Origin of the sequence: Burkholderia sp. AU19243 (genome assembly GCF_018148075.1) — a bacterium.
GTDB lineage: Bacteria > Pseudomonadota > Gammaproteobacteria > Burkholderiales > Burkholderiaceae > Burkholderia > Burkholderia latens_A.
Genome location: NZ_JAGSTV010000014.1, coordinates 92,894 through 113,273, shown reverse-complemented (window position 1 = coordinate 113,273; position 20,380 = coordinate 92,894). Strand labels below are relative to the sequence as shown.

General features: G+C 66.2%; 15 protein-coding genes and 1 pseudogene. 5 read left to right on the top strand and 11 right to left on the bottom strand.

The features are described from left to right. Nucleotides 1-97 precede the first annotated feature (97 nt). Complete coding sequence (locus KDW55_RS23570) at nt 98-1,075, bottom strand: phage tail protein (RefSeq protein ID WP_209824777.1); 978 nt, start codon at nt 1,073-1,075, stop codon at nt 98-100. Between the two features lie 121 nt (nt 1,076-1,196). On the opposite strand from KDW55_RS23570, the gene KDW55_RS23565 reads away from it, so the two are divergent. From KDW55_RS23565 to KDW55_RS23550, 4 genes are all read left to right on the top strand, one after another. Continuing rightward, a complete protein-coding gene (locus KDW55_RS23565; protein ID WP_040143215.1) occupies nt 1,197-2,042 on the top strand; it encodes a M15 family metallopeptidase in 846 nt (281 codons plus the stop codon). Between the two features lie 301 nt (nt 2,043-2,343). Continuing rightward, nucleotides 2,344-6,285: a type VI secretion system membrane subunit TssM gene (gene tssM / locus KDW55_RS23560; protein WP_209821244.1), complete on the top strand. Its 3,942-nt coding sequence runs from the start codon at nt 2,344-2,346 to the stop codon at nt 6,283-6,285. Beyond that, nucleotides 6,282-7,271: a type VI secretion system-associated protein TagF gene (gene tagF, locus KDW55_RS23555; protein WP_040143211.1), complete on the top strand. Its 990-nt coding sequence runs from the start codon at nt 6,282-6,284 to the stop codon at nt 7,269-7,271. Before tssM ends, tagF begins: the two co-directional genes overlap by 4 nt. Nucleotides 7,272-7,275: 4 nt before the next feature. Then, nucleotides 7,276-8,241, top strand: coding sequence for an OmpA family protein (locus KDW55_RS23550; RefSeq protein WP_040143209.1), 966 nt, complete (start codon nt 7,276-7,278; stop codon nt 8,239-8,241). A 125-nt stretch (nt 8,242-8,366) separates the two neighbouring features. On the opposite strand, the pseudogene KDW55_RS23545 reads toward KDW55_RS23550, so the two are convergent. From KDW55_RS23545 to KDW55_RS23500, 10 genes and pseudogenes are all read right to left on the bottom strand, one after another. Then, nucleotides 8,367-8,587, bottom strand: a pseudogene (locus tag KDW55_RS23545) (hypothetical protein); the annotation flags it as partial. A gap of 67 nt (nt 8,588-8,654) precedes the next feature. Continuing rightward, nucleotides 8,655-9,776 carry a type VI secretion system protein TssA gene (gene tssA / locus KDW55_RS23540; RefSeq protein ID WP_040143207.1) on the bottom strand — a complete coding sequence of 374 codons (1,122 nt, stop codon included), beginning with the start codon at nt 9,774-9,776 and terminating at the stop codon, nt 8,655-8,657. Between the two features lie 39 nt (nt 9,777-9,815). Then, a complete protein-coding gene (tssH, locus tag KDW55_RS23535; protein ID WP_212161702.1) occupies nt 9,816-12,482 on the bottom strand; it encodes a type VI secretion system ATPase TssH in 2,667 nt (888 codons plus the stop codon). Between the two features lie 44 nt (nt 12,483-12,526). Continuing rightward, nucleotides 12,527-13,627 (bottom strand): type VI secretion system baseplate subunit TssG, encoded by a 1,101-nt coding sequence (tssG, locus tag KDW55_RS23530; RefSeq protein WP_059545409.1) that lies wholly within the window; start codon nt 13,625-13,627, stop codon nt 12,527-12,529. After that, nucleotides 13,591-15,426 carry a type VI secretion system baseplate subunit TssF gene (gene tssF / locus KDW55_RS23525; RefSeq protein ID WP_040143201.1) on the bottom strand — a complete coding sequence of 612 codons (1,836 nt, stop codon included), beginning with the start codon at nt 15,424-15,426 and terminating at the stop codon, nt 13,591-13,593. Before tssF ends, tssG begins: the two co-directional genes overlap by 37 nt. Before the next feature lie 77 nt (nt 15,427-15,503). After that, nucleotides 15,504-15,989, bottom strand: coding sequence for a type VI secretion system baseplate subunit TssE (tssE, locus tag KDW55_RS23520; RefSeq protein WP_212198047.1), 486 nt, complete (start codon nt 15,987-15,989; stop codon nt 15,504-15,506). A gap of 62 nt (nt 15,990-16,051) precedes the next feature. Beyond that, a complete protein-coding gene (locus KDW55_RS23515; protein WP_040143197.1) occupies nt 16,052-16,555 on the bottom strand; it encodes a type VI secretion system tube protein Hcp in 504 nt (167 codons plus the stop codon). Between the two features lie 70 nt (nt 16,556-16,625). Next, entirely contained in the window at nt 16,626-18,116 is a 1,491-nt protein-coding gene (tssC, locus tag KDW55_RS23510) for a type VI secretion system contractile sheath large subunit (RefSeq protein ID WP_040143195.1), read from the bottom strand. 15 nt (nt 18,117-18,131) lie between these two features. After that, on the bottom strand, nt 18,132-18,647 hold the full coding sequence (gene tssB / locus KDW55_RS23505) for a type VI secretion system contractile sheath small subunit (protein WP_040143193.1): 516 nt from the start codon (nt 18,645-18,647) through the stop codon (nt 18,132-18,134). 49 nt (nt 18,648-18,696) lie between these two features. Next, on the bottom strand, nt 18,697-19,332 hold the full coding sequence (locus tag KDW55_RS23500) for a tetratricopeptide repeat protein (protein ID WP_059545411.1): 636 nt from the start codon (nt 19,330-19,332) through the stop codon (nt 18,697-18,699). 375 nt (nt 19,333-19,707) lie between these two features. On the opposite strand from KDW55_RS23500, the gene tssJ reads away from it, so the two are divergent. Then, nucleotides 19,708-20,319: a type VI secretion system lipoprotein TssJ gene (tssJ, locus tag KDW55_RS23495; protein WP_040143189.1), complete on the top strand. Its 612-nt coding sequence runs from the start codon at nt 19,708-19,710 to the stop codon at nt 20,317-20,319. Nucleotides 20,320-20,380 lie beyond the last annotated feature (61 nt).

Genomic DNA, 20,380 nt, shown 5'->3' with positions numbered 1-20,380 from the left:
ACCGTCACACACGGCTGTCGGGACGCAGGGCACCCGCAAAAGCAACGCGCCGCCCATTGGGCGGCGCATGTGCGACAAGCGGGCGGCGTGATGCCGGTTACTGGCGCGTTTCCGACTGCGCGGCGCTCGGGCATGCCGGATCCTTGCCCCAGTGGCCGTCGCAGACGCGCCAGCGGCACAGCTGATCCTCGAAGAAACCGCGCTCCGAGCAATCCTTCACGCGCGCTGCGAGCGAGCCGCCCGTCGCGGCGGCCGTCCGGGTCGGCACGGCCTGCGCCTTCTGCGCGGCCGCCTTCTTGTCCGCAGGTTTCGTCCGCGCGACGAGCGCGGCCAGCAGATCCGCATCCGGATCGTCCTTCGCAGTGGCCTTCGCGCTCGCGGTACGCGTCGCAGCGTCCCGACGCTTCTTCGCCTGCGCAAGCTCCGCCTGCTGTTCCTTGCGATGCTTGCGCGCGTCCGCCTTCGCATCGGCCTTTGCATCGGTCTTGCCGCGTGCGGCGACCTTGTCGTTCTTCGCGGCGTCGGCCTTCGCGGACTTCGTCGCCGCAGCGGCGGCGGCCGTCGCGGCGACGGCGCCGGCCGTGGCTGCGCCCGACGCGTCGTCGGCGCCGTTGGCAAGCGCACGCGACAGGCGGCTGTTGTCCACGCCAGAAGCCGGCGCCTGGGACGATGCGGACGCAACGGTCCGGGATGCGGCATCGTCGTTGACGATGGTCGCCGGTTGCGCGGCGGGCGCGGACGAAGCGGCATTCTGCGCGGCCTGCGCGGCGGCGCCGCTGGCGGGTTCCGCCTTCGCCGATGCCTGCGCGGGCGCTGCGGGCGCCGCGGTCGCGACCGGCTCGGCGGACCGCTGCTGCGAGCGCCACGCGCCCCAGCCGCCGACGGCGACCACAAGCGCGACGACGGCGGCGATCGGCGCCTTCAGCGAACGGCGCGGCGCTTCGGCCGGGGGCGTGACGCGTCCTTCCAGATCCGCGAGAATGCGCGACTGCTGAGGTCCGCCCTGGCCCGCCGGTTTGGTATCGGACAACAGGCTCGGCGGGGTTTTCGAATTTGAATTTTCCGGCGCACTCATTCAGCGTCTCATTGAATCCTGGTTTAATTCACCGCGATAATATAGCCCGGCCTCTCAAAGCAGCCTGATTCTAAGAGCAAGCATTGCAAAACACAATCAATTCCAATTTCCGGGGATTTCGTTGATTGCCGTCGCACTCGTCGCCTATTTCGCCCTTGCCGTCGCGGTAGCGGCCCTGTTGCTTTTACCGGGTATCCGCGCGACCGTTTTCGAATCCGTCGCCCAGTTTCACGGCCGCCTGACGCGCCGCGCGAACGAGCGCGCCGCCCGCACGCGCAGTCAAATTGTTAAATCGGCAAGCGTGACGCGCGGCGCATTAAGTGACGTGCAAAATTTACTGATCCGGCGACGCTTGATGATTATGGTGTCGGCAGGTATTCTTGCGACGCCGCCATTGGTGGCCATTGCGTTACGCGGTCGGCAATTGTTTCAGTACGACGACACGGCGCGCGTGCCCGACGAGAAGATTGCCGCGCTGCTGCAGGGCGAGCAGCTCGTCCCGCCGCCGCCGTTGCCGCCTGAAGTGTTTGCCACGAAGGAAGTCGAACAGGTGCGGCCTGCGCTGAGAGATGCGAGCCGCGACTGGAATCTGCTGGATCCCGACTTCCGCACGCGTTTGCTGCTGGTCTACAAGATCATGCACGAACAACATGGCTATGAAATGGCGCTGCTGGAAGGTTATCGGAGCCCGGAACGACAGAACCGGCTCGCGCAGATGGGCACCAACGTGACCAATGCGGCGGCTTTCCAGAGTTATCACCAGTTCGGGCTCGCAGCCGACAACGCATTCTTGCGCGACGGCAAGCTGGTCATTTCCGAGAAAGATCCCTGGGCGATGCGCGGCTACCAGTTGTACGGACAGGTCGCCGAGCAGGTCGGCCTGACCTGGGGAGGCCGATGGAAAATGATGGATCTCGGGCACGTGGAATACCATAAACCCGGTTTTAAACTGGGACGCGGCAGCTAGTCAGGGCTGCCGGACAAGAAATAATGAGGGCGGCATGGGGCTTTTTAATCACCCGGCAGGAAACGGTTTTGGCGGCGCAATCGATCGGGCATTCCGTTGCACGATTTTTTCCGGCGGCCGCTTCAGTTTTAATTCTCACAGCGTCCTTTCATTATTGCGCGCGCCTTCTCCGATGTCGCGGGCGCACTGATGCCAGCCCCTTCTTCCTGTTTGACAGCATGGCGACACATCGCGCCGCCACGCTTGCCGCTCGGCGCGCCTGCGTCGCCTCACCGAAAACGCACCGGAACCTGAACGTCCTATGCAACGCATCCTCAACGTGCTGACTCATCCGCGTACGCTCTCGATCGTCGGGATCGTCGCGCTCGCGGCGATCCTGTTCATCGCCGCCGACATGCTGCAGCTGCCGCTCCTGTGGGCCGCGATCGCGTTCGCGGCCATCCTCGTGCTGTGGCTCGGCGTCGCGTTGTGGCGCCGCTGGCGCGTGAAGCGCGCGAACCAGCAGCTCGGCCAGGTGCTGGAAGAACAGGCCGAAACGGGCAAGATCGCCGCACCGGCCGCAGCCGCGATCGCGCCGGACGCAAAGACCGCCGATCTCGACGTGCTGCGCACGCGCCTGTCGGACGCGGTGAAGACGATCAAGACGTCGAAGATCGGCCAGGTATCGGGTGGCTCGGCGCTGTACGAACTGCCGTGGTACATCGTGATCGGCAACCCGGCCGCGGGCAAGAGCAGCGCGGTGCTGAACTCCGGCCTGCAGTTCCCGTTCGCGGACAAGAACAGCGCGGTGATCCACGGCATCGGCGGTACGCGCAACTGCGACTGGTTCTTCACGACCGAGGGCATCCTGCTCGATACGGCCGGCCGCTACTCGGTGCACGAGGAAGATCGGAGCGAATGGCTGGGCTTTCTCGGCCTGCTGAAACGCTATCGGCCGAAAGCGCCGATCAACGGCATCATCGTCACCGCCAGCATCGCCGAACTCACCGGCAACCGCCCAGAATTCGCGATCAACCTCGCGAAAAACCTCCGTCAGCGCGTTCAGGAGCTGACCGAAAAGCTCGAAGTGTTCGCGCCGGTCTACGTGATGTTCACGAAGGCCGACCTGATCACCGGCTTCACCGAATTCTTCAGCAGCAGCGACAAGCACGAATACGACCGCGTGTGGGGCGCCACCCTGCCCTACGAGCCGGACGAGAAGCGCGACGTCGTCGCACTGTTCGACGAACGCTTCGAGGAACTGTACGAAGGGCTCAAGGAGATCAGCGTCGCGCAACTGTCGCTGTCGCGCGGCAACCAGTTGTCGCCGGGGCAGCTGAGCTTCCCGCTCGAATTCTCGACGATCAAGCCGGCGCTGCGTGCGTTCCTCGCAACGCTGTTCGAGAACAACCCGTTCCAGTACAAGCCGATCTTCCGCGGTTTCTACTTCACCAGCGCACTGCAGGAAGGCGAGACCAACAGCGCCGCCGCACAGCGCATCGCGCACCGCTTCGGCCTCGACGCGAGCGCGCTGCCGAAGCCGCACAGCGCATTCTCGAAGAACGGCTTCTTCCTGCGCGACCTCTTCTCGAAGGTGATCTTCGCGGACCGCCAGACCGTGCGCCAGTTCGCGAGCCCGACCAAGACGCGGCTGCGTTATGCGACCTTCTTCGGCTTCGTCGCGGCGCTCGCGCTCGCGCTCGGCGGCTGGACCTGGTCGACGATCGGCAACCAGCAGCTCGTCGCGAACGTGCAGGCCGACCTGGACAACGTCACGCGCCTGCAGCAGGGCCGCAACGACCTGCAGTCGCGGCTGCAGGCGATGGACATTCTCGAAGACCGGATCGAGCAGCTCGAACAGTTCCGCCGCGACAAGCCGATGTCGGTGTCGCTCGGCCTGTATCAGGGCGACCGGCTCGAACAGCATCTGCTGACCGAGTACTACAACGGCGTGCGCCAGATCCTGCTTGCGCCGGTCTCGCAGAACCTCGCATCGTTCATGAAGGACGTGAACGCGCACCCCGAACAGCTCGTGCCGATGACGCGGCCGCCCGAATCGGGCGCGGTGCAGGGCGGCACGATTCCGGTGTCGACGAATCCGCCGGGCGCCGCACCGCCCGCCGGCGCCGCGCAAGGCGCATCGGCCGCAGCGGCAGGCTCGCCGCAACAGCCGGCCGCACCGCAAGGCGGCCTGTACAGCGACGCTTCGCCGACCAACGTGCAGGATGCGTACAACGCGCTGAAGACGTACCTGATGCTGTCGGACAAACGTCACGTCGAACAGGCGCACCTGACCGACCAGCTCGCACGCTTCTGGCGCGGCTGGCTCGAGACGAATCGCGGCAACATGCCGCGCGACGAGATGATCAAGAGCGCCGAACGGATGATCTCGTTCTATCTGTCGCGCGTGAACGACAACGACTGGCCGATGATCGACGCGAACCTCGCGCTCGTCGACCAGACCCGCGAAAACCTGCGTCGCGTCGTGCGCGGGATGCCGGCCCGCCAGCGGGTCTATGAGGAAATCAAGGCGCGCGCGTCGACCCGCTTCGCGCCGATGACCATCGCGCGCATCGTCGGCGACGGCAACCAGGGGCTGATTGCCGGCAGCTACGCCATTCCGGGCACGTTCACGCGCGAAGCGTGGTTCGACTACGTGCAGCCGGCGATCCGCGACGCTGCGACCAAGGAACTGCAGGCGAAGGACTGGGTGCTGAACACGTCGACGCAGGACGACCTGACGCTGGAAGGCAGCCCCGAGCAGATCCAGAAGACGCTCGTCGGCATGTACAAGACCGAATACGCGCAGCACTGGCAGAAGTTCATGCAGGGCATCGCGGTGCAGGGCTTCACGAGCTTCGGTCAGGCCGTCGACGGGATGAACCGCCTCGGCGATCCTCAGGATTCGCCGATCCGCAAGATTCTGGAGACCGCGTACGACCAGACGTCGTGGGACAACCCGTCGCTCGCGAACGTCGCGATCAAGAAGGCGCAGACGGGCGTGGTGAACTGGGTGAAGCAGCTGTTCACGCGCTCGCAGGCCGGCCAGATGGCGGCCGCGAACATCGACATCAACGGGAATCCGGCCGAGGTTCCGATGGGTCCGATCGGCCAGGAGTTCATCGGGCTCGCGCGGATCGTCGCGACGCACGACGGCACGTCGATGCTCAAGGGCTACATGGATTCGCTGTCGAAGGTTCGTACGCGCTTCAACGTGATCAAGAACCAGGGCGACCCCGGCCCCGGCGCGCGCCAGCTGATGCAGCAGACGCTCGACGGCAACGGCTCGGAGCTCGCCGATTCGCTGAAGTTCGTCGACGAGCAGATGCTGACCGGCCTCACCGATTCGCAACGCAAGTCGCTGCGTCCGCTCCTGGTGCGCCCGCTGATGCAGGCGTTCTCGGTGGTGATCCAGCCGGCCAGCGCCGAAGTGAACAAGGTGTGGAACGCGCAGGTCTACCAGCCGTTCCAGAACTCGCTCGCGACCAAGTATCCGTTCGCCGCGAACGCGAAGGTCGAGGCCGGCGCCGGCGAAATCGCGCAGGTGTTCGGCCCGGACGGTGCGATCGCGAAGTTCGTCGGCACGACGCTGGGCCCGCTCGCGGTGCGCCGCGGCGACACGCTCGCCGCCCGCACGTGGGGCGACATGGGTATCGGCCTCACGCCCGACTTCACGAACGGCTTCGCGCGCTGGGTGGCGCCGCTCGCCGGCGGCGCCGCGGGCGGTGCAGCCGCGGCGGCCGAGCCGCAGACCGTGTTCCAGATCCTGCCGCAGCCGAGCACCGGCACGACCGAGTACACGATCGCGATCGACGGGCAGCAGCTGCGCTACCGCAACACGCCGCCGCAGTGGACCAATTTCGTGTGGCCGAACCCGCAAGGCTCGCCGGGCGCGACGCTGTCCGCGACCACCTTCGACGGTCGCACCGTGCAGCTCGTGAACGAACCGGGCCGCTACGGCCTCGAGAAGCTCATCAACTCGGCGCAGCGCAAGCGGCGCCCGGACGGCACGTTTGATCTCACGTGGACGCAGGGCAGCGTGAACGTGTCGGTGACGATGCGCATCATCAGCACGTCGCAGCCGACCGGTGGCGGCGGCGATCAGCCGCAGCAGCAGAGCCTGCGCGGCCTGCAACTGCCGTCGTCGGTCGCCGACGCGAGCGCAGGCGCCGCGCAGAACGCGACGCAGGCCGGCACCGGCGCGCCGGCCACGGCACCGGCCGTCGCGGCCGCCGCCGCAACGAATGCACAGGGGGCGCAATGACGCAAACCGTTCAGGCGCAGATCGCCTACTTCGGCAAGATTCCGTCGCGCGGCGACTTCGTGAAGAGCGCGCACAATCCGCAACTGCTGCAGACGCTCGATCGCTGGATCGCACAGGCGCTCGAACTCCTCGCGGAAGATCCGCGCTGGAAGATCGTCTACGAGGACGCGAAGCCGATGCATTTCGCGTTCCTCGGCTCGCGCAGCAAGCTCGCGATCGCGGGCCACATGGTCGCGAGCCACGACGTGTCGATGCGCCGCTTCCCGTTCCTCGGCGCGACCGCGCTGGAAGTCGACCGGCCGCTCGCGTTCCTCGCGCGCAGCCCGCTCGCGTTTGCGCGGCTGTGGTCGCGCGTTGCCGCGCAGATGCCGGCGCTGCTCGCGAAGGAGGAGCCGCCCGGCGCGCTGCAGGCGCTCGGCGACACGCAGGTGCCGATCGACATCGGCGGCCCGGGCACGTCGCATGACGGCACCTTCAACGATTTCGTCGAACACCAGTCGCTGTACGGGTTGCAGCAGATGCTGCTCGAAAGCGGCCATCCGGTGCGACTGCGCGGTGCGATGCTCGCGCTCGGCTCGCTGCTGCGGCCGGTGATGCAGAGCGGCTCGTCGCACATCGAGCGCGGCCTCACGCTGCCGCTGCCCGTCGATCCGTTCTACCGCAGTCTCGTCGCCGCGTTCTGGCTCGAACTCATCACGCCGTTCGTCGCGCAGGCCGACTTCGAGCTCGCGATCTTCATCGGCACCATCGCCGAGCGCGAACGGCTGATCATCGGCTTCAACGGCGCGTCGTCGAAGACGCTGCTGAGCGTCGTCGACCCGCGGACTTACGCCGCCCACAACATTGACATCGACGATCCCGAGTGGATCGACGCCCATGCGCAAAACGATCCGCAGATCAGCAAGCTCGTCAGCTACCTCGACCAACCGCAACTGTCGCTGCGCGTCGCCATCGACGCGTTCCGCGAAGCGTTCATCGGAGGCTGACGGGATGCAACGTACGAATCATGTCCGGCGCGTGCGCTTGCCGCGTTTGTCGCATTTGTCGCCGTTCGTCATCGCCCTTTTCGCTGCCGGCCTCGTCGGCGGCGGTGCGGCTTACGCACAGAACACGGGCGCGACCGTCACGCCCGTTGGCAACGGCACGGTCGCAGCCGCCGCGCTACCTGCTGCGCCGAACGCCGGCGGCGCACCGGGCACGGCGTCCGGCACCGTGGTGCACGGCACGGCCGGCACGATCGCGCCGCCGCCCGCGAACGCGACGCCCGGCCAGGTTGTGGTCGGCGGCAAGGTGCCCGACGAAGCGACGAAGGCAGCAGTGCTGCAGAAGCTGCGCGACACCTATGGCGCGGCGAACGTGGTCGATCAGATCGAAGTCGGCGACGTCGCGACGCCGCCGAACTGGAGCGCGAACGTGCAGAAGTTGCTCGGCGCGCAACTCAAGCAGATCAGCAAGGGGCAGCTGAAGATCAACGGCACGCAGATCGAGATGAAGGGCGAGGTGCACAACGAGGCGCAGCGCCAGCAGCTCGCGAGCGACATGGCGAACACGCTGAACCCGACGTATACGATCAAGAACGGGCTGCGCGTGTCGGCGTCCGAGCAAGGGCTGCTCGATCAAACGCTCGCCAATCGCACGATCGAGTTCGAAACCGGCAGCGCAACGCTCACGCCGCAAGGCAAGCAGATTCTCGATCAGATGGCGGCCGCGCTCGCGAAGCTGCAGAACCGCACGGTCGACATCATCGGGCATACCGACAACTCGGGGAACCGGACTTCGAACATCGCGCTGAGCCAGGCGCGCGCGGATGCGGTGAAGGGGTATCTGATCACGAAGAGCATCCCGCCGCAGCAAATGACGACGACAGGGGTCGGGCCGGATCAGCCGATTGCGCCGAATGATACGGCGGAGGGGCGCGCGAGGAATCGGCGGATCGAGTTTCGGGTGGGGCAGTAGGCGGGAGTTGGGCGGCATTGCGCGACCGGTAGCGGATAGCGGCAGATTCGCCCGTCGGACGGCGCGCTCCATCCGCTCACGCATGATCGATAAGCCGCTCGCCTCACCGCCCCGCCCCGCCCCGCCCACAGCGTGATCGGCTGCGCGATCAGCGTCTTGAGCTCGACGTCGCGTGCGGCGGAAACCAGGTGAGCACCACGCTGAAATCGCGGCCGCGCTAGGAGCGCGTCACCGCGCGCCGCGGCACGAGCGCATTATTCTGCAGCGACGGGACGTCCGTCTTCAGCAGGCGATCCTGCTGAATCAGGCCGCTGCGAATCGCCTGCGCCAGTTCGGTCACGTTGATGCGTCACCTTTCTTCTCGTTCATCGCGGACGCGCCGGGCCCGCGCTCTCGGGTCAAAACGTCATCGCTCACGACTGCTCGTCGGGCCTCACGCCCAGCAGCTCGCGGATATGCGACAGCGATCCGTCGTCCTTCACCACGCTCTCGAGCCATTTGTGCAGCGGCATGTCGGCCCATTCGGCGGCCTTGTCCGCCAGGTACGCGACGGGGCTGTGCGGTTCGGTCTGGCGGAAGTAACGCGCGACCGCACGCAACTGGTCGACGGCCTGCGCACGATTCTGAATGCCGGCGATCATCTGCGCGACCGGCGCACGCGGAGTGGTCTGCGGCTGCACATGGGTCTCCTGTTGATGGAACGCGTCGCCGAAGCTCGGCTCGACCCGCTCGGGCGGCGCGCTCGGCGCAGACGGCGCATGCGGTGCGCTGCCGGTATAACCCTGCTCGCGCGCAAAGCGCTCGACGAGCCGATAGACCGTCTCGAATGCGTCGCGGGTCTGGCGGAAGCTGGGCGCGGAATCGCCCGCGCGTTCGACGAGCCGCTCGTCGAACGCGTCGAGCGCGAATTCGAACGCCTTCAGGTTCGCGAGCAACGTCGTGTAGAACGCGATCGGCGTCATGCGCCGCGACGCGTCGATCTGCTCGACCGACGGCTTGCCGCGCGCGATGTCGTCGGCGTGATCGGGATCGCGCTTCACGGCCTGAGCGACGTGCTGCGCGACCTCCCAGTCGAGCGTGGTGAACGCAGTCGACCCGCCGTCCGTCACCGGAATGCCGCGCAGCAGTTCGGCGGTGCGCCCCGACAGCCACGCAACGTTGCCGAGCCGGTATTCGGCGTCGTCACCCTCCGGCAGCGGATGCACGGTGTCCCAGTAGTCGCGGCACAGGCCTTCCAGCAGCGCATAGCCTTCGGTGAGGCCGGTGAGGCCGTCCTCGAGCGCGAGCGCCTCGGTCAGCCACACGGCGAGCCGCAGGTCTTTCGTGCGCGTGCGCAACAGGTCGCTCGCACTATCGACGACAAAGCCCCAGTCGGCCTCCTTGATCTCGGTCACCCACTCGCCCTGGTCGAGCGTCGGATCGTCGTGGCGCCGCGCATCCTGGATCGCGTCGAATTCGTTTGAGAACAGCAGGTCGTCGCCGCTTGGCGACGCGTCGCTGATCGGCGAGAGCAGCTCGGGGAGATTGATCGGCATGATTCGGTCAGTTCATCAATACGTGTTGCACGGACGCGCTCATTCGACGGTGTACGCGAATTCGCCAGCCTCGTCCGCGCGCACCGCGATGCGCGCGATCGCGGCGCCGTCGGCGATCCGGCCAAGCACGTGGCCCGCGATCTCCGGCAGCAGCGTGCCGTTCAGGATATGGTCGACGTTGCGGGCGCCCGAATCGACTTCGGTGCAGCGCGCGAGCACCGCATCGACGAGCGACTCGTCCCATTCGAACGCGGCCTTGTGGTTCGCTTCGATGCGGCGGCGAATCCGTTCCAGCTTCAACTCGATGATCTCGGCCAGCACGTCGTCGGAGATCGGGTAGTACGGCACGACCTTCATCCGGCCGAGGAACGCCGGCTTGAACGCCTTGTACAGCTGCGGGCGCAGCGCCTCGGCAAGCGCGTCCGGATCTGGCAGCTCGTCGGCCGGCTTGTTCAGGCACGCCTGCATCACCGCGGCCGACCCGACGTTCGACGTCAGGATGATCAGCGTGTTGCGGAAGTCGATCTCGCGCCCTTCGGCGTCGTCCATCGTGCCCTTGTCGAATACCTGGAAGAACATCTCGAGCACGTCCGGATGCGCCTTCTCGACCTCGTCGAGCAACACGACCGAATACGGATTGCGCCGCACCGCTTCGGTGAGCACGCCGCCCTCGCCGTAACCGACGTAGCCCGGCGGCGAACCCTTGAGGCCCGACACGCTGTGCGCTTCCTGATATTCGCTCATGTTGATCGTGACCATCTTGCGCTCGCCGCCGTACAGGATGTCGGCCAGCGCCAGCGCGGTCTCGGTCTTGCCGACACCCGACGGCCCGACGAACATGAACACGCCGCGCGGCTTGTTCGGATCCTCGAGGTTCGCAGTCGCGGTGCGCACGCGCTGAGCGATGGCCTCCAGCGCATGGTCCTGGCCGATCACGCGGGCGGTCAGCAGCGGCTGCAGGTTCAGCACGGTATCGATTTCGTCCTTCACCATCCGGCCGAGCGGAATGCCGGTCCACGCGGCGACGATCTCGGCGACGACGTGGCCGTCAACCTGCAGCGGCACCATCGGCTCGCCGCCCTGCAACGCGTGCAGCGCCGCGACGCGCTCGGCCAGTTTCTCGCGCGTGGCCGGCACGTCGACCGGCTCGCCGTCTTCGGACGGGCCGCGCGCCTTGTCGAGCGTCTCGCGCAGCGCGGTGATCTCGGCGACGATCGCGCGCTCGGCCTCATAGCACGCCTCGTCCTCGGTCAATTGCGCGAGCGCCGAATCGCGTGCGCCGCGCAGCTCGCCGAGCCGCTCGTCGTGCGCCGCGCCGCCTGCCGCTTCGCGCTCCAGCGACGCGATTTCCGCGTCGATGCGCTCGATGCGCTTCTTCGTATCGTCGATCGCCGCCGGCGTCGCGCTGTGCGCGAGCGCGACCTTCGCGCATGCGGTGTCGAGCACGCTGATCGCCTTGTCCGGCAGCTGGCGGCCGCTGATGTAGCGATGCGACAGGCGCACGGCCTCGGTAATCGCGTCGTCGAGGATCCGCACGTTGAAGTGCTTCTCCATCAGCCCGGACATCCCGCGCAGCATCGCAGCCGCGAGCGGCTCGCTCGGCTCCTCGACCTTCACGACCTGGAAGCGCCGCGCAAGCGCCGCATCTTTCTCGAAGTACTTCTTGTATTCGCTCCACGTCGTCGCGGCGATCGTGCGCAGCTCGCCGCGCGCGAGCGCCGGCTTCAGCAGGTTCGCCGCATCGTTCTGGCCGGCCTGGCCGCCCGCGCCGATGATCGTGTGCGCCTCGTCGATGAACAGGATGATCGGGTGCGCGCTCTTCTTCACCTCGTCGATCACGCTCTTCAAACGGTTCTCGAACTCGCCCTTCACGCTCGCGCCGGCCTGCAGCAGGCCCATGTCGAGCACGTGCAGCGCGACGCCGCGCAGCGGCGGCGGCACGTCGTCCGCCGCGATCCGCAGTGCGAGACCCTCGACGACGGCCGTTTTGCCGACGCCGGCCTCGCCGGTCATGATCGGGTTGTTCTGGCGACGACGCATCAGGATGTCGATCGCCTGGCGGATCTCGGCTTCGCGGCCGATCACCGGGTCGATCTTGCCGTCGCGCGCACGCTGCGTGAGATTGGTCGTGTACGTATCGAGCGCGGGCGTCTTCGACGGACCGGCCGCGGCTGCCGCGCCGTCGGGGGGCAACGCATCGCCGCCTTCGTCGTCCGGCTGGCGCGGCTCGGCCTCGCTCGAACCGGCCATGATCTCGTCGAACTTGTGCTTCAGGTCCGTCACGTTCATTTCCGCAAACCGCGACGACATCCGCTGCGCGAACTGCGCGAGATCGGGCGCCGTCAGCAGCGCGAGCAACAGGTGCCCTGAGCGGATCCGGCCGAGCTGCGAATCGAGCGACGCGATCAGCCACGCCTGCTCGAACAGCGCGATCAGGTGCACGGAGAACACCGGCGTGCGCGTGTTGCCGGTCTTCAGACGCGTGAGTTCGCGCTCGAGATCGGCCCGCAACGCATGCGGATCGACGCGACTCGCGCGCAGCGCGAGCGGCAGGTCGCCCGTCGCTTCGTCGAGGAGCGCGAGAAACAGATGCTCGAGATCGACCTCGTAATGGCCGCGCGTCAGGCACGCGCTCGCCGCACGCTCGGTCGCGTGCCGGCACAGCGGGTTCAGTTTCGTGATGAGGGTCTTCAGAGGCGTGCTCATGGCGTCGTTCTCAGGTTCGATTGCGTGTTTTTGTCGTTCGGAATTCAGTGAATCACGTGCAGTTCGTAGCGAGCGTCGGACCGGTCCTCGTCCGCGTCGCGCGTGCACAGGAACGCGTCCCAGCCGAGCCGCGAGCCCGCGCCGAGCACGCTCGCGCCGACCTCGGTGCGCTTCAGCACGAGCTTGACCTCATATTCGAGCGTGACGCCGGCGAGCAGCGTCAGCATCCGTTCGAGCGCGACGGCCTGCGGGCCGCCGGGCAGGAACGCTTCGTAATCGCGCTTCGACAGCGGGCCGACGACGATCCGCGCGCGCATGTCGCGCTGCCACACGCGCTCGCCGACGAGCGCCGTCGCGCCGAGCACCGCGTTGACCTCGCCGAGCACGCTCAACTGGTCGGGCGGCACGTCGTACCACTTGCCGACGAACTGGTCGATCTTCACCGGCACGCGGAAGTAGTCGGACAGCGTGCGCTGCAGGTACGCGGCCGACATCGGCCGGTGCCGTGCCGCGAGCGCGTAGCCGGCAACGGCCTCGTCGAGCACGCCGCCCGCGCCGGCCGCGAGACTGTCGCGCACCTCGTCGCTCGGCACGCCGGCGATCGCGAGCAACAGCGGCAGATAGCGCTCGTCGCGGTCGAGCTCGTAATGGAACGGCAGCCGGTATTTCTTCCACGCCGCGTAGAAGAGTGCGGTCGCGCGGTTCGAGAACACGTCGAAGAACGCGCGCGCCGCGTGGTCGCGCTTCAGGTGCTCGCGCGCGACGATCTGCTCGGTGTAGTGCAGCGGCAGCGCGCCCTGCCCGCCGAGCAGCCCGAAGAACGCGGGCGTCAGCTCGACGTGACCGAGCTCTCCGGCCGCGAGCGCGGCGCCACGCGCGTCGCCCGAATCGAGCAGCGTGCCTTCGTCGTCGAACGAGCGCGCGCCTTCGATCTCGCTCGGCGGGAAGCCTAGCGACAGCGTGTTGCGGAATTCGATGCGCTGCGCGACGACGTCGCCCTGCCGCCACGCGCCGGGCGCATCCGACGCCTGCCGCGCGAACAGCCCCTCGAGCACGCGCACTGCCTGGAAGAACTCGAAGCGGTGCGGCTCGTCGAGCAGCGCGTCGACTACGCCAGGATCGATTCGCCGGTTCGGGGCTTGCATCGAATGATCTCCTCGCCGGTGCGCTTCGACACGACGACCAATTGAACGAAACTGTTGAGATGGACGTACAGCCCGAAGAAGCTGTCGAGCACGCGCACGAACGACGCGAGGCTCGCGCCGACGAAATGTTCCTCATCGATCGTGAGGCGCACCTCGATGCCGCGCACGAACGTCGCGAACGGCTTGCCGGGCAACCATTGAACGGCGCTGCGCTGCTCGACGGCGACGAGGCCGTCGATCTGGCGCATCGACACGGCGGTGCGCCGCAGGTCGTACAGCGTCAACATTTCCTTGAGTGGCGCGAGCCCGTGCGCGACGAGCGACACGTGGTTCAGCGCGAGGTGCGACACGAGCCGCCAGTGCGCGGCGCGGCCGCGCTCGAAGCGCACGCTCTGCGTCGGGCGCCGCAGCATCGAGATGCCGCTCGTCTGCGCACCGCCCTCCTGGAACAGGTCGCCGCCTTCGAGCCCGAACGCGAGCATCGCCGGCAAGTCGCGGTTCGTGCATGTGAGGTCGAGGCTCAGCGTGTCGGTCTGCGGCGACGTCGGCTCGAAGTCGATGTCGACGATCGAGATCTCGGTTTCGTAGCCGGGGCTCTTCTGCGCGACCCAGTCGTTGCGGCGCGCGAACCAGTAATGGCCGATCCGCGCCGCTTCGCCGTGATGCAGCGAGTAGAACGGCCGGAATTCGATCACCGATTCTTCGTGCGCCTGCTGCCGGACGAGCTTCACCGAGTCGATCGAGTACACGTCGTACGCGAACGCGCGGCGCGCCTCGGCGATCACCGGGTACGACACCGCGCGGTGCGTGATCCGGATCGGCTCGCCGTGCTGGCGGAACAGATTGACGACCGGCGTGCAGAACAGCCGGAAATGGCTTGCCGTCAGAAGTTCGAGCAGGCGCGCGACGTGCGAATCGCTGCGCACGTCCTGCAGCACCAGGTGCAGCGTCGCACGCTGGCAGCGGCCGGCCGCGCGCGCGATCGCCGCGACGTCGAAATCGACGAAATCGAATTTGTCGGGGAATGCGAAGTACTCGGTAAGCAGCCGGTATGCGGGGTGCGACTTCGCCGGGTAGTCGATCAGCGCGTCGTCGTCGTCGAAGCCGGCCTGCGCGATCGGCAGCTTGCGCAGCGGCGTCCAGCGGCCGTTGCGCTCAGGTTCGACGTACGCGCCGAGCACGTTGACGAACAGGCAATCCGTCAGCGCGGCGACGAACGACTGCTCGCCGTGCAGGTGCGCGCGCAGCGTCGACAGCTTCAGCGCGCCGAGATCGAGCTGCGCGGCGAGCGATTCGAACGTGATCGAGATCACGCCCGTCGCGTTCGACGGCAGCACCGTCGCGCTCGGCGCGAGCGCGACCGGCGTGTAGCGCGCCTCCGAGATGCGGATCGGCGCGAGCGTCACGTCGTAGGCGGTGCGGAACCGGCACTGCACGCCGCGGATCGGGCGGCTCTTCAGCTCGGTGCCGCGGTCGATCACGACCGGTTCGGTCTGCTGGCCGGGCGACGCCGGCGTGAACTGCGCGATCGAACATGACGGAAACGGCCGCATGTAGTGCGGATACAGCACTTCCAGCAGCGCCTCGGTGAATTCCGGGTAGTCGTCGTCGAGCTTCTTGTTGATGCGTGCGCCGAGCAGCGCGAACGACTCGATCATTCGCTCGACGTGCGGATCCTCGCAATGCTCGCCGGACAGCGCGAGCCGCGCCGCGATCTTCGGATAGCGTTCGGCGAAATCCCGCGAATAGCGCCGCAAAAACGATAATTCGCGCTCGTAATACGGCAGCAATTCTTCCATCGACGACCCCGAACCTCAATATTTCCTGCCGGACCCTGATCCGCCACCGGGCGGTCCGGCCCGCTCGGCGGCTTGATTTACGGCATTCTGGCCGCGCGCGTGCGCGTGACCGAATACTGCAGCGTCGACGGCTGCAGCATCGCGTCGAAACTCACCGGCTCCTCGGCCGGATGCACGACGAGCAGCGCCTGGATCGCGAAGTAAAGCGCGTTGGTCGATTGCTCGCTCAGCTCGAACGTCACCTTGACCTGCTGCAGCCGCGGCTCGTGGCGCGCGATGGCCTGCTGAATCGACTTGCAAATGAATGCGCGGTCGTAGTGACTCGCGAGGCTCAGCCCCGCGAAGTCGTTCAGCCCGTAGGTCAGCACCGACTTCTGGCATTCGGGCAGCGCCTCGAGCTCGACTTCGGTGTGGGCGATACGCGTGTTGAGGATCGCCTCGACGTCTCGGGCGACCGTGCTCTTCAGCTCGTCCAACGACAATTGCCGCATCGCAGCCGTTGCCTGCTGGTGCGGTTCGTCGTCGAACAGCTTGTCGAGAAAACTCGGTTCGAATCGTTTCATCGGCCGGCCTGCACAGCGAAAACGGCAACGGGACGCCGAGCGCCCCGTTGCCGCAACCGACCTTAGACCGCGTAGGTCTTGTCGTTCTTGGTCAGGCTCCAGGCGCCCTGTGTGTTGCCACCCTGGTTGCCGCCGATCTTCTGCTGGGTCTGCTTCCACTGCACGGCCGCATACTTCAGCGAGAAGGTTTCGACCGGCAGGCCTTCCTTGCGCACGCTCGGTGCGATGCTGGAAATGATCACGTACTTGAGCTTGACCTCGAGATACTTGACGCGCTGGCCTTCGCCGTCCGAACGCATGAAGTCGATCGTGACTTCATCGAACGTCGTGCCGCCCGACGCGTGCTGATACAGCAGCGGGCTCGACGAATCGATTTCCTTCGTAAACACCATGTCGCCGTGCTCGCAACGCTCGGCGGTCAGGCCGCCCGACGTCGATGCGGTCGCCGAACGCGGCTGCACGATCGAATGGTCCCAGGACTTCACTTCGATCCAGCCCGAGTGGTCCTTGTCCGCGGATTCGCCCTTGATGACGGGATTTCCGAATTTCAGATACAGGTCTAGCATGGCCCTTCGACTCCCCAAAGAGGTGGTTTTAACGTCCTACCCAGGCGGCCCGCCCGGGCGATTTACTCGCTTATGAATTTGCCGGTTTGGGCAGATCAGCGACAAGTCGCAGAGAAATCGAGAGTTCGTCGAGCTGGAAGTGCGGACGCAGGAACGCGACCGAACGGTACGAGCCCGGCTTGCCCGGAATCTCCGACACTTGTATGGAAGCCTCGCGCAGCGGAAATTGCGCCTTCTGTTCCTGCGTCGCGTTGTCGTCGAGCAGCACGTATTGCGAAATCCACCGGTTGAGGAATGTTTCCACGTTCTGCGCCGATGCGAAGCTGCCGATCTTGTCGCGCATCATCGCCTTCAGGTAGTGCGCAACGCGCGATACCGAGAAGATGTACTGCAGCTGAGCGGACAGAACGGCGTTCGCGTTCGCGCTGTCGGTGCTGTATTTCTTTGGTTTCTGCACCGATTGCGCGGCAAAGAACGCGGCGTAATCTGAGTTCTTGCAATGGACGAGCGGGATGAAGCCGAGGTCGCTCAGCTCCTTCTCGCGGCGATCGGTGATCGCGATCTCGGTCGGGCACTTCAGCGCGATCTCGCCGTCGTCGGTCTTGAACGTGTGGGTCGGCAGATCCTCGACGAGGCCGCCGCCTTCGACGCCGCGGATCGCCGCGCACCAGCCGAAGTCGTCGAATGCGGCCGTGAGCCGCGCGGCGAACGCCCATGCGGCGTTGCACCACAGGTACTTGTCGTGGTCGGTGCCGTCGACGTCCTCGACGAAGTTGAAGCGTTCCGCCGTCTGGCCGTCCTTCGGATTGAACGGCAGGCGGCCGAGGAAGCGCGGCAGCGTCAGGCCGACGTAGCGCGAATCCTCGGAATCGCGGAACGACTTCCACTTCGCGTACTCGACCGTATCGAACACCTTGCCGAGATCGCGCGGCTTGCCGAGATCGGCGAACGATTCGAGCCCGAGCAGTTCCGGCGACGCCGACGCGATGAACGGCGCGTGCGCGGCCGCCGCGACGCGCGACATCTGCTCGATGAAATACATGTCTTCCGGCTGGCGCGAGATCTCGTAATCGCCGATCAGCGCACCGAACGGCGAGCCGCCGAACGTGCCGAATTCCTCTTCGTAGACCTTCTTGAACAGCGCGCTCTGGTCGAACTCGCTCGCACCCTTGAAGTCGCGCACGAGGTCGCGCTTCGGTGCGTGAAGCGCCTTGATCTTGATCGTCTGGCCGGTGTTGCTTTCCTTGACCAGGTAATCGAGGCCGCGCCACGTGCTTTCCAGGCGCTGGAATTCCGGCGCGTGCATCACCGCGGACAGCTGCGTGGAGATCAGGCGGTCGAGTTCCGCGACGCGCGCGTCGATCGTTGCCGACAGGTTGTCCGACACGATGACCGTGCCGTCGAGCACCTGATGCACGAGCTCGCCGATCAGGTCCTTGGCGCGCGCATGCTCGGAATCGGATTTCGCGACCTTGCTCTTCTCGACGATCTCGTCGAGCAGCGAAGTCCCGGCGGCGTATTCCGCGCCGCTCGCTTGGGCCGCAGCCGTTTGCTGGTTCATCTCAACACTCCGTCGTCATTCGCCGTCTTTGTCGCCGCCCGTGCCCTTTGCGAGCTCCTGCAGCTGCTGCGTGTTCTTCAGCACCTCGGACAGCAGGTCCTCGAGCTTGTCGTTGCCCGCGAGCTTGTTGCGCAGGTCGGCGAGCTTCGCGCGCGCCTCGAGCAGGCGGCGCAGCGGCTCGACCTGTTCGACGACTTCGTCCGGGCTGAAATCCGACAGCGAACGGAACTTCAGGTCGACCGCGAACTTGCCGCCTTCCGGGCTCAGGCGGTTTTCCACCTGGAACGCGGCGCGCGGCTCGATCGCCTTCATCACGTCGTCGAAGTTGTCGCGGTCGATGTTGACGAACTTGCGGTCGCGCAGCTTCGGCTGCTCGACTTCCGACTGGCCCGCCAGATCGCCGACGACCCCGACGACGAACGGCAGCTCCTTCACCTCGATCGCGTCGCCCTTCTCGACCTCGTAGGTCAGCTGGACGCGCGGCGGCCGTATTTTCTGCAAGCTCTTCTGAATGCTTTCTTTCTTGGCCATCTCGACGGCTCCCAGGTTAGTTGTGGTTATCGCGTCAGTTGCGTTCAGGTCAGCGCAGCGCGCTGAACGGGTCGGCGCCACCCTTTTGCGGCGCCGCTGCCTGCGGCGGGGCTGCCGGCGTCGGCGCGGTCGTTGCCGCTTCTGCGGCCGGTGCGGCGCTCGTCTTTGGCCGATGAACCGGGCGGCGCGCCGTGCGCGTCTTCACCGCGCGCTGCTCGGGCGGGAACAGCGCCGACTCGCCGAGCGTGTCGCGCAGCTGCTTCGCGAGCGCCTGCGCGTCCGACTTCGCGTCGCCGGCCAGCGATGCATCCTGGCGCAGCTCGCCGAGCGACTGCGTCGCGATCCGCAGGCCGGCGACGGCGAGCACGCTCTTCGCCTGGCGGTCCGTCGCATCGCGCTGCAGCGCTTCCTGCGCGGCGACGATCGCCTGGCCATAGTGATTCTGTGCAAACTGGATCTGCGCGATGCGCGACCACGGCTCCTCGCGCGTCGGGTCCGACTTCGCGAGCTGCTGGTACAGGCCGAGCGCCTTGTCCTGGTCACCCGCCTTCGCGACGGCGTCCGCATCGGCCAGCGACTTGTTGAACACCTCGGCAGTCGGCGCCGGCGGCTGGCTCGCACAACCGGCGATCACGCCGCAAGCCAGCACTACCCCAGAAAGTTTTGCGAAGAGACGGTCTTTCATCGTTATATCCACCGGCGCGTGAGTATTAAAATCGTTGAGAATCTGGTTCTTTTGCTTTGCAAGAAGCGCGCGGGTATAGTACCGATCAATTTTTCATAATTCAATCGCTGCGTGCAGAGTAATTCCTTTTAAAACCGTGCGCTACCCCGTCGAAACGCGTCTCGAAGCCGCTTGGCGACCGCTTTTCCCGCGACCGGAATGTGCAAGTTTTACTTGGCGCGGAGCGCATCGGCCGCCCCGCGGAAAAAATTTCCGGGGCTCGGCGCGGAGCACGCTGCTTAATATTTGAACGGCAGATAGGCCGGGCGCCACCGCCGACGCGGAAATACCCGGCAGTTTTGACAGGGGAGTTAAAGGCGGCACGCCGGAAACACGATGAGATCGTCAATGATTCGCTTTGCGCTGCCGCTCGTTGCCTGCGCGCTTCTGGCCGGATGCGCGGCCGCCCCGTTGCTCGGTTCCGCCGCGAGCGCCGTAATGCAAGCGGCCGGCGTCGGCAAGCCCGAGTTGCCCGATGCGCAGAAGCCGCCGCGCAACATCGGGCTCACGCTCGCCGCCGCGCCAAACCTGAACGCCGCGAACGATCACAAGCCGCTTGCATTAGTGGTGAGACTCTACGCGCTGAAGGACCCGACGTCGTTCCAGCAGGCGCCGTTCGACGCATTCACCGATCCGACCAAGGAAAAGGCCGCGCTGGGCGCCGATCTGCTGAACGTACGTGAAATCACGCTGATTCCCGGGCAGCGCTATACGGCCACCGAAAAGGTTTCGCGCGAAGCGCAGGCATTCGGCATCGTTGCGCTGTTCCGCGATCCCGCCATCCAGCGATGGAAACTGACGTTCGACCCGGCGAAGTCGGAGAAATCCGGCATAATCATCGGCCTGCACAATTGCGCGATGACCGTCACCGGCGGCTCAGTCATCGCACCGCAACAGGGCGCGCCTTCGCAACCGCTGAATATGCTGTCGTCGGTCACTTGCGGTTAAGCATGACGCACGAATGTCAATTAACAAGAGTTAACAAATTGGCGATTAAATTCGGGCACGA

What these genes read in the sequence shown, in the direction of transcription:
- KDW55_RS23570 (WP_209824777.1), bottom strand. Translation starts at nt 1,075, where the DNA reads ATGAGTGCGCCGGAAAATTCAAATTCGAAAACCCCGCCGAGCCTGTTG.
- tssM (WP_209821244.1), top strand. Translation starts at nt 2,344, where the DNA reads ATGCAACGCATCCTCAACGTGCTGACTCATCCGCGTACGCTCTCGATC.
- tagF (WP_040143211.1), top strand. Translation starts at nt 6,282, where the DNA reads ATGACGCAAACCGTTCAGGCGCAGATCGCCTACTTCGGCAAGATTCCG.
- KDW55_RS23550 (WP_040143209.1), top strand. Translation starts at nt 7,276, where the DNA reads ATGCAACGTACGAATCATGTCCGGCGCGTGCGCTTGCCGCGTTTGTCG.
- tssA (WP_040143207.1), bottom strand. Translation starts at nt 9,776, where the DNA reads ATGCCGATCAATCTCCCCGAGCTGCTCTCGCCGATCAGCGACGCGTCG.
- tssH (WP_212161702.1), bottom strand. Translation starts at nt 12,482, where the DNA reads ATGAGCACGCCTCTGAAGACCCTCATCACGAAACTGAACCCGCTGTGC.
- tssG (WP_059545409.1), bottom strand. Translation starts at nt 13,627, where the DNA reads ATGCAAGCCCCGAACCGGCGAATCGATCCTGGCGTAGTCGACGCGCTG.
- tssF (WP_040143201.1), bottom strand. Translation starts at nt 15,426, where the DNA reads ATGGAAGAATTGCTGCCGTATTACGAGCGCGAATTATCGTTTTTGCGG.
- tssE (WP_212198047.1), bottom strand. Translation starts at nt 15,989, where the DNA reads ATGAAACGATTCGAACCGAGTTTTCTCGACAAGCTGTTCGACGACGAA.
- KDW55_RS23515 (WP_040143197.1), bottom strand. Translation starts at nt 16,555, where the DNA reads ATGCTAGACCTGTATCTGAAATTCGGAAATCCCGTCATCAAGGGCGAA.
- tssC (WP_040143195.1), bottom strand. Translation starts at nt 18,116, where the DNA reads ATGAACCAGCAAACGGCTGCGGCCCAAGCGAGCGGCGCGGAATACGCC.
- tssB (WP_040143193.1), bottom strand. Translation starts at nt 18,647, where the DNA reads ATGGCCAAGAAAGAAAGCATTCAGAAGAGCTTGCAGAAAATACGGCCG.
- KDW55_RS23500 (WP_059545411.1), bottom strand. Translation starts at nt 19,332, where the DNA reads ATGAAAGACCGTCTCTTCGCAAAACTTTCTGGGGTAGTGCTGGCTTGC.
- tssJ (WP_040143189.1), top strand. Translation starts at nt 19,708, where the DNA reads ATGAGATCGTCAATGATTCGCTTTGCGCTGCCGCTCGTTGCCTGCGCG.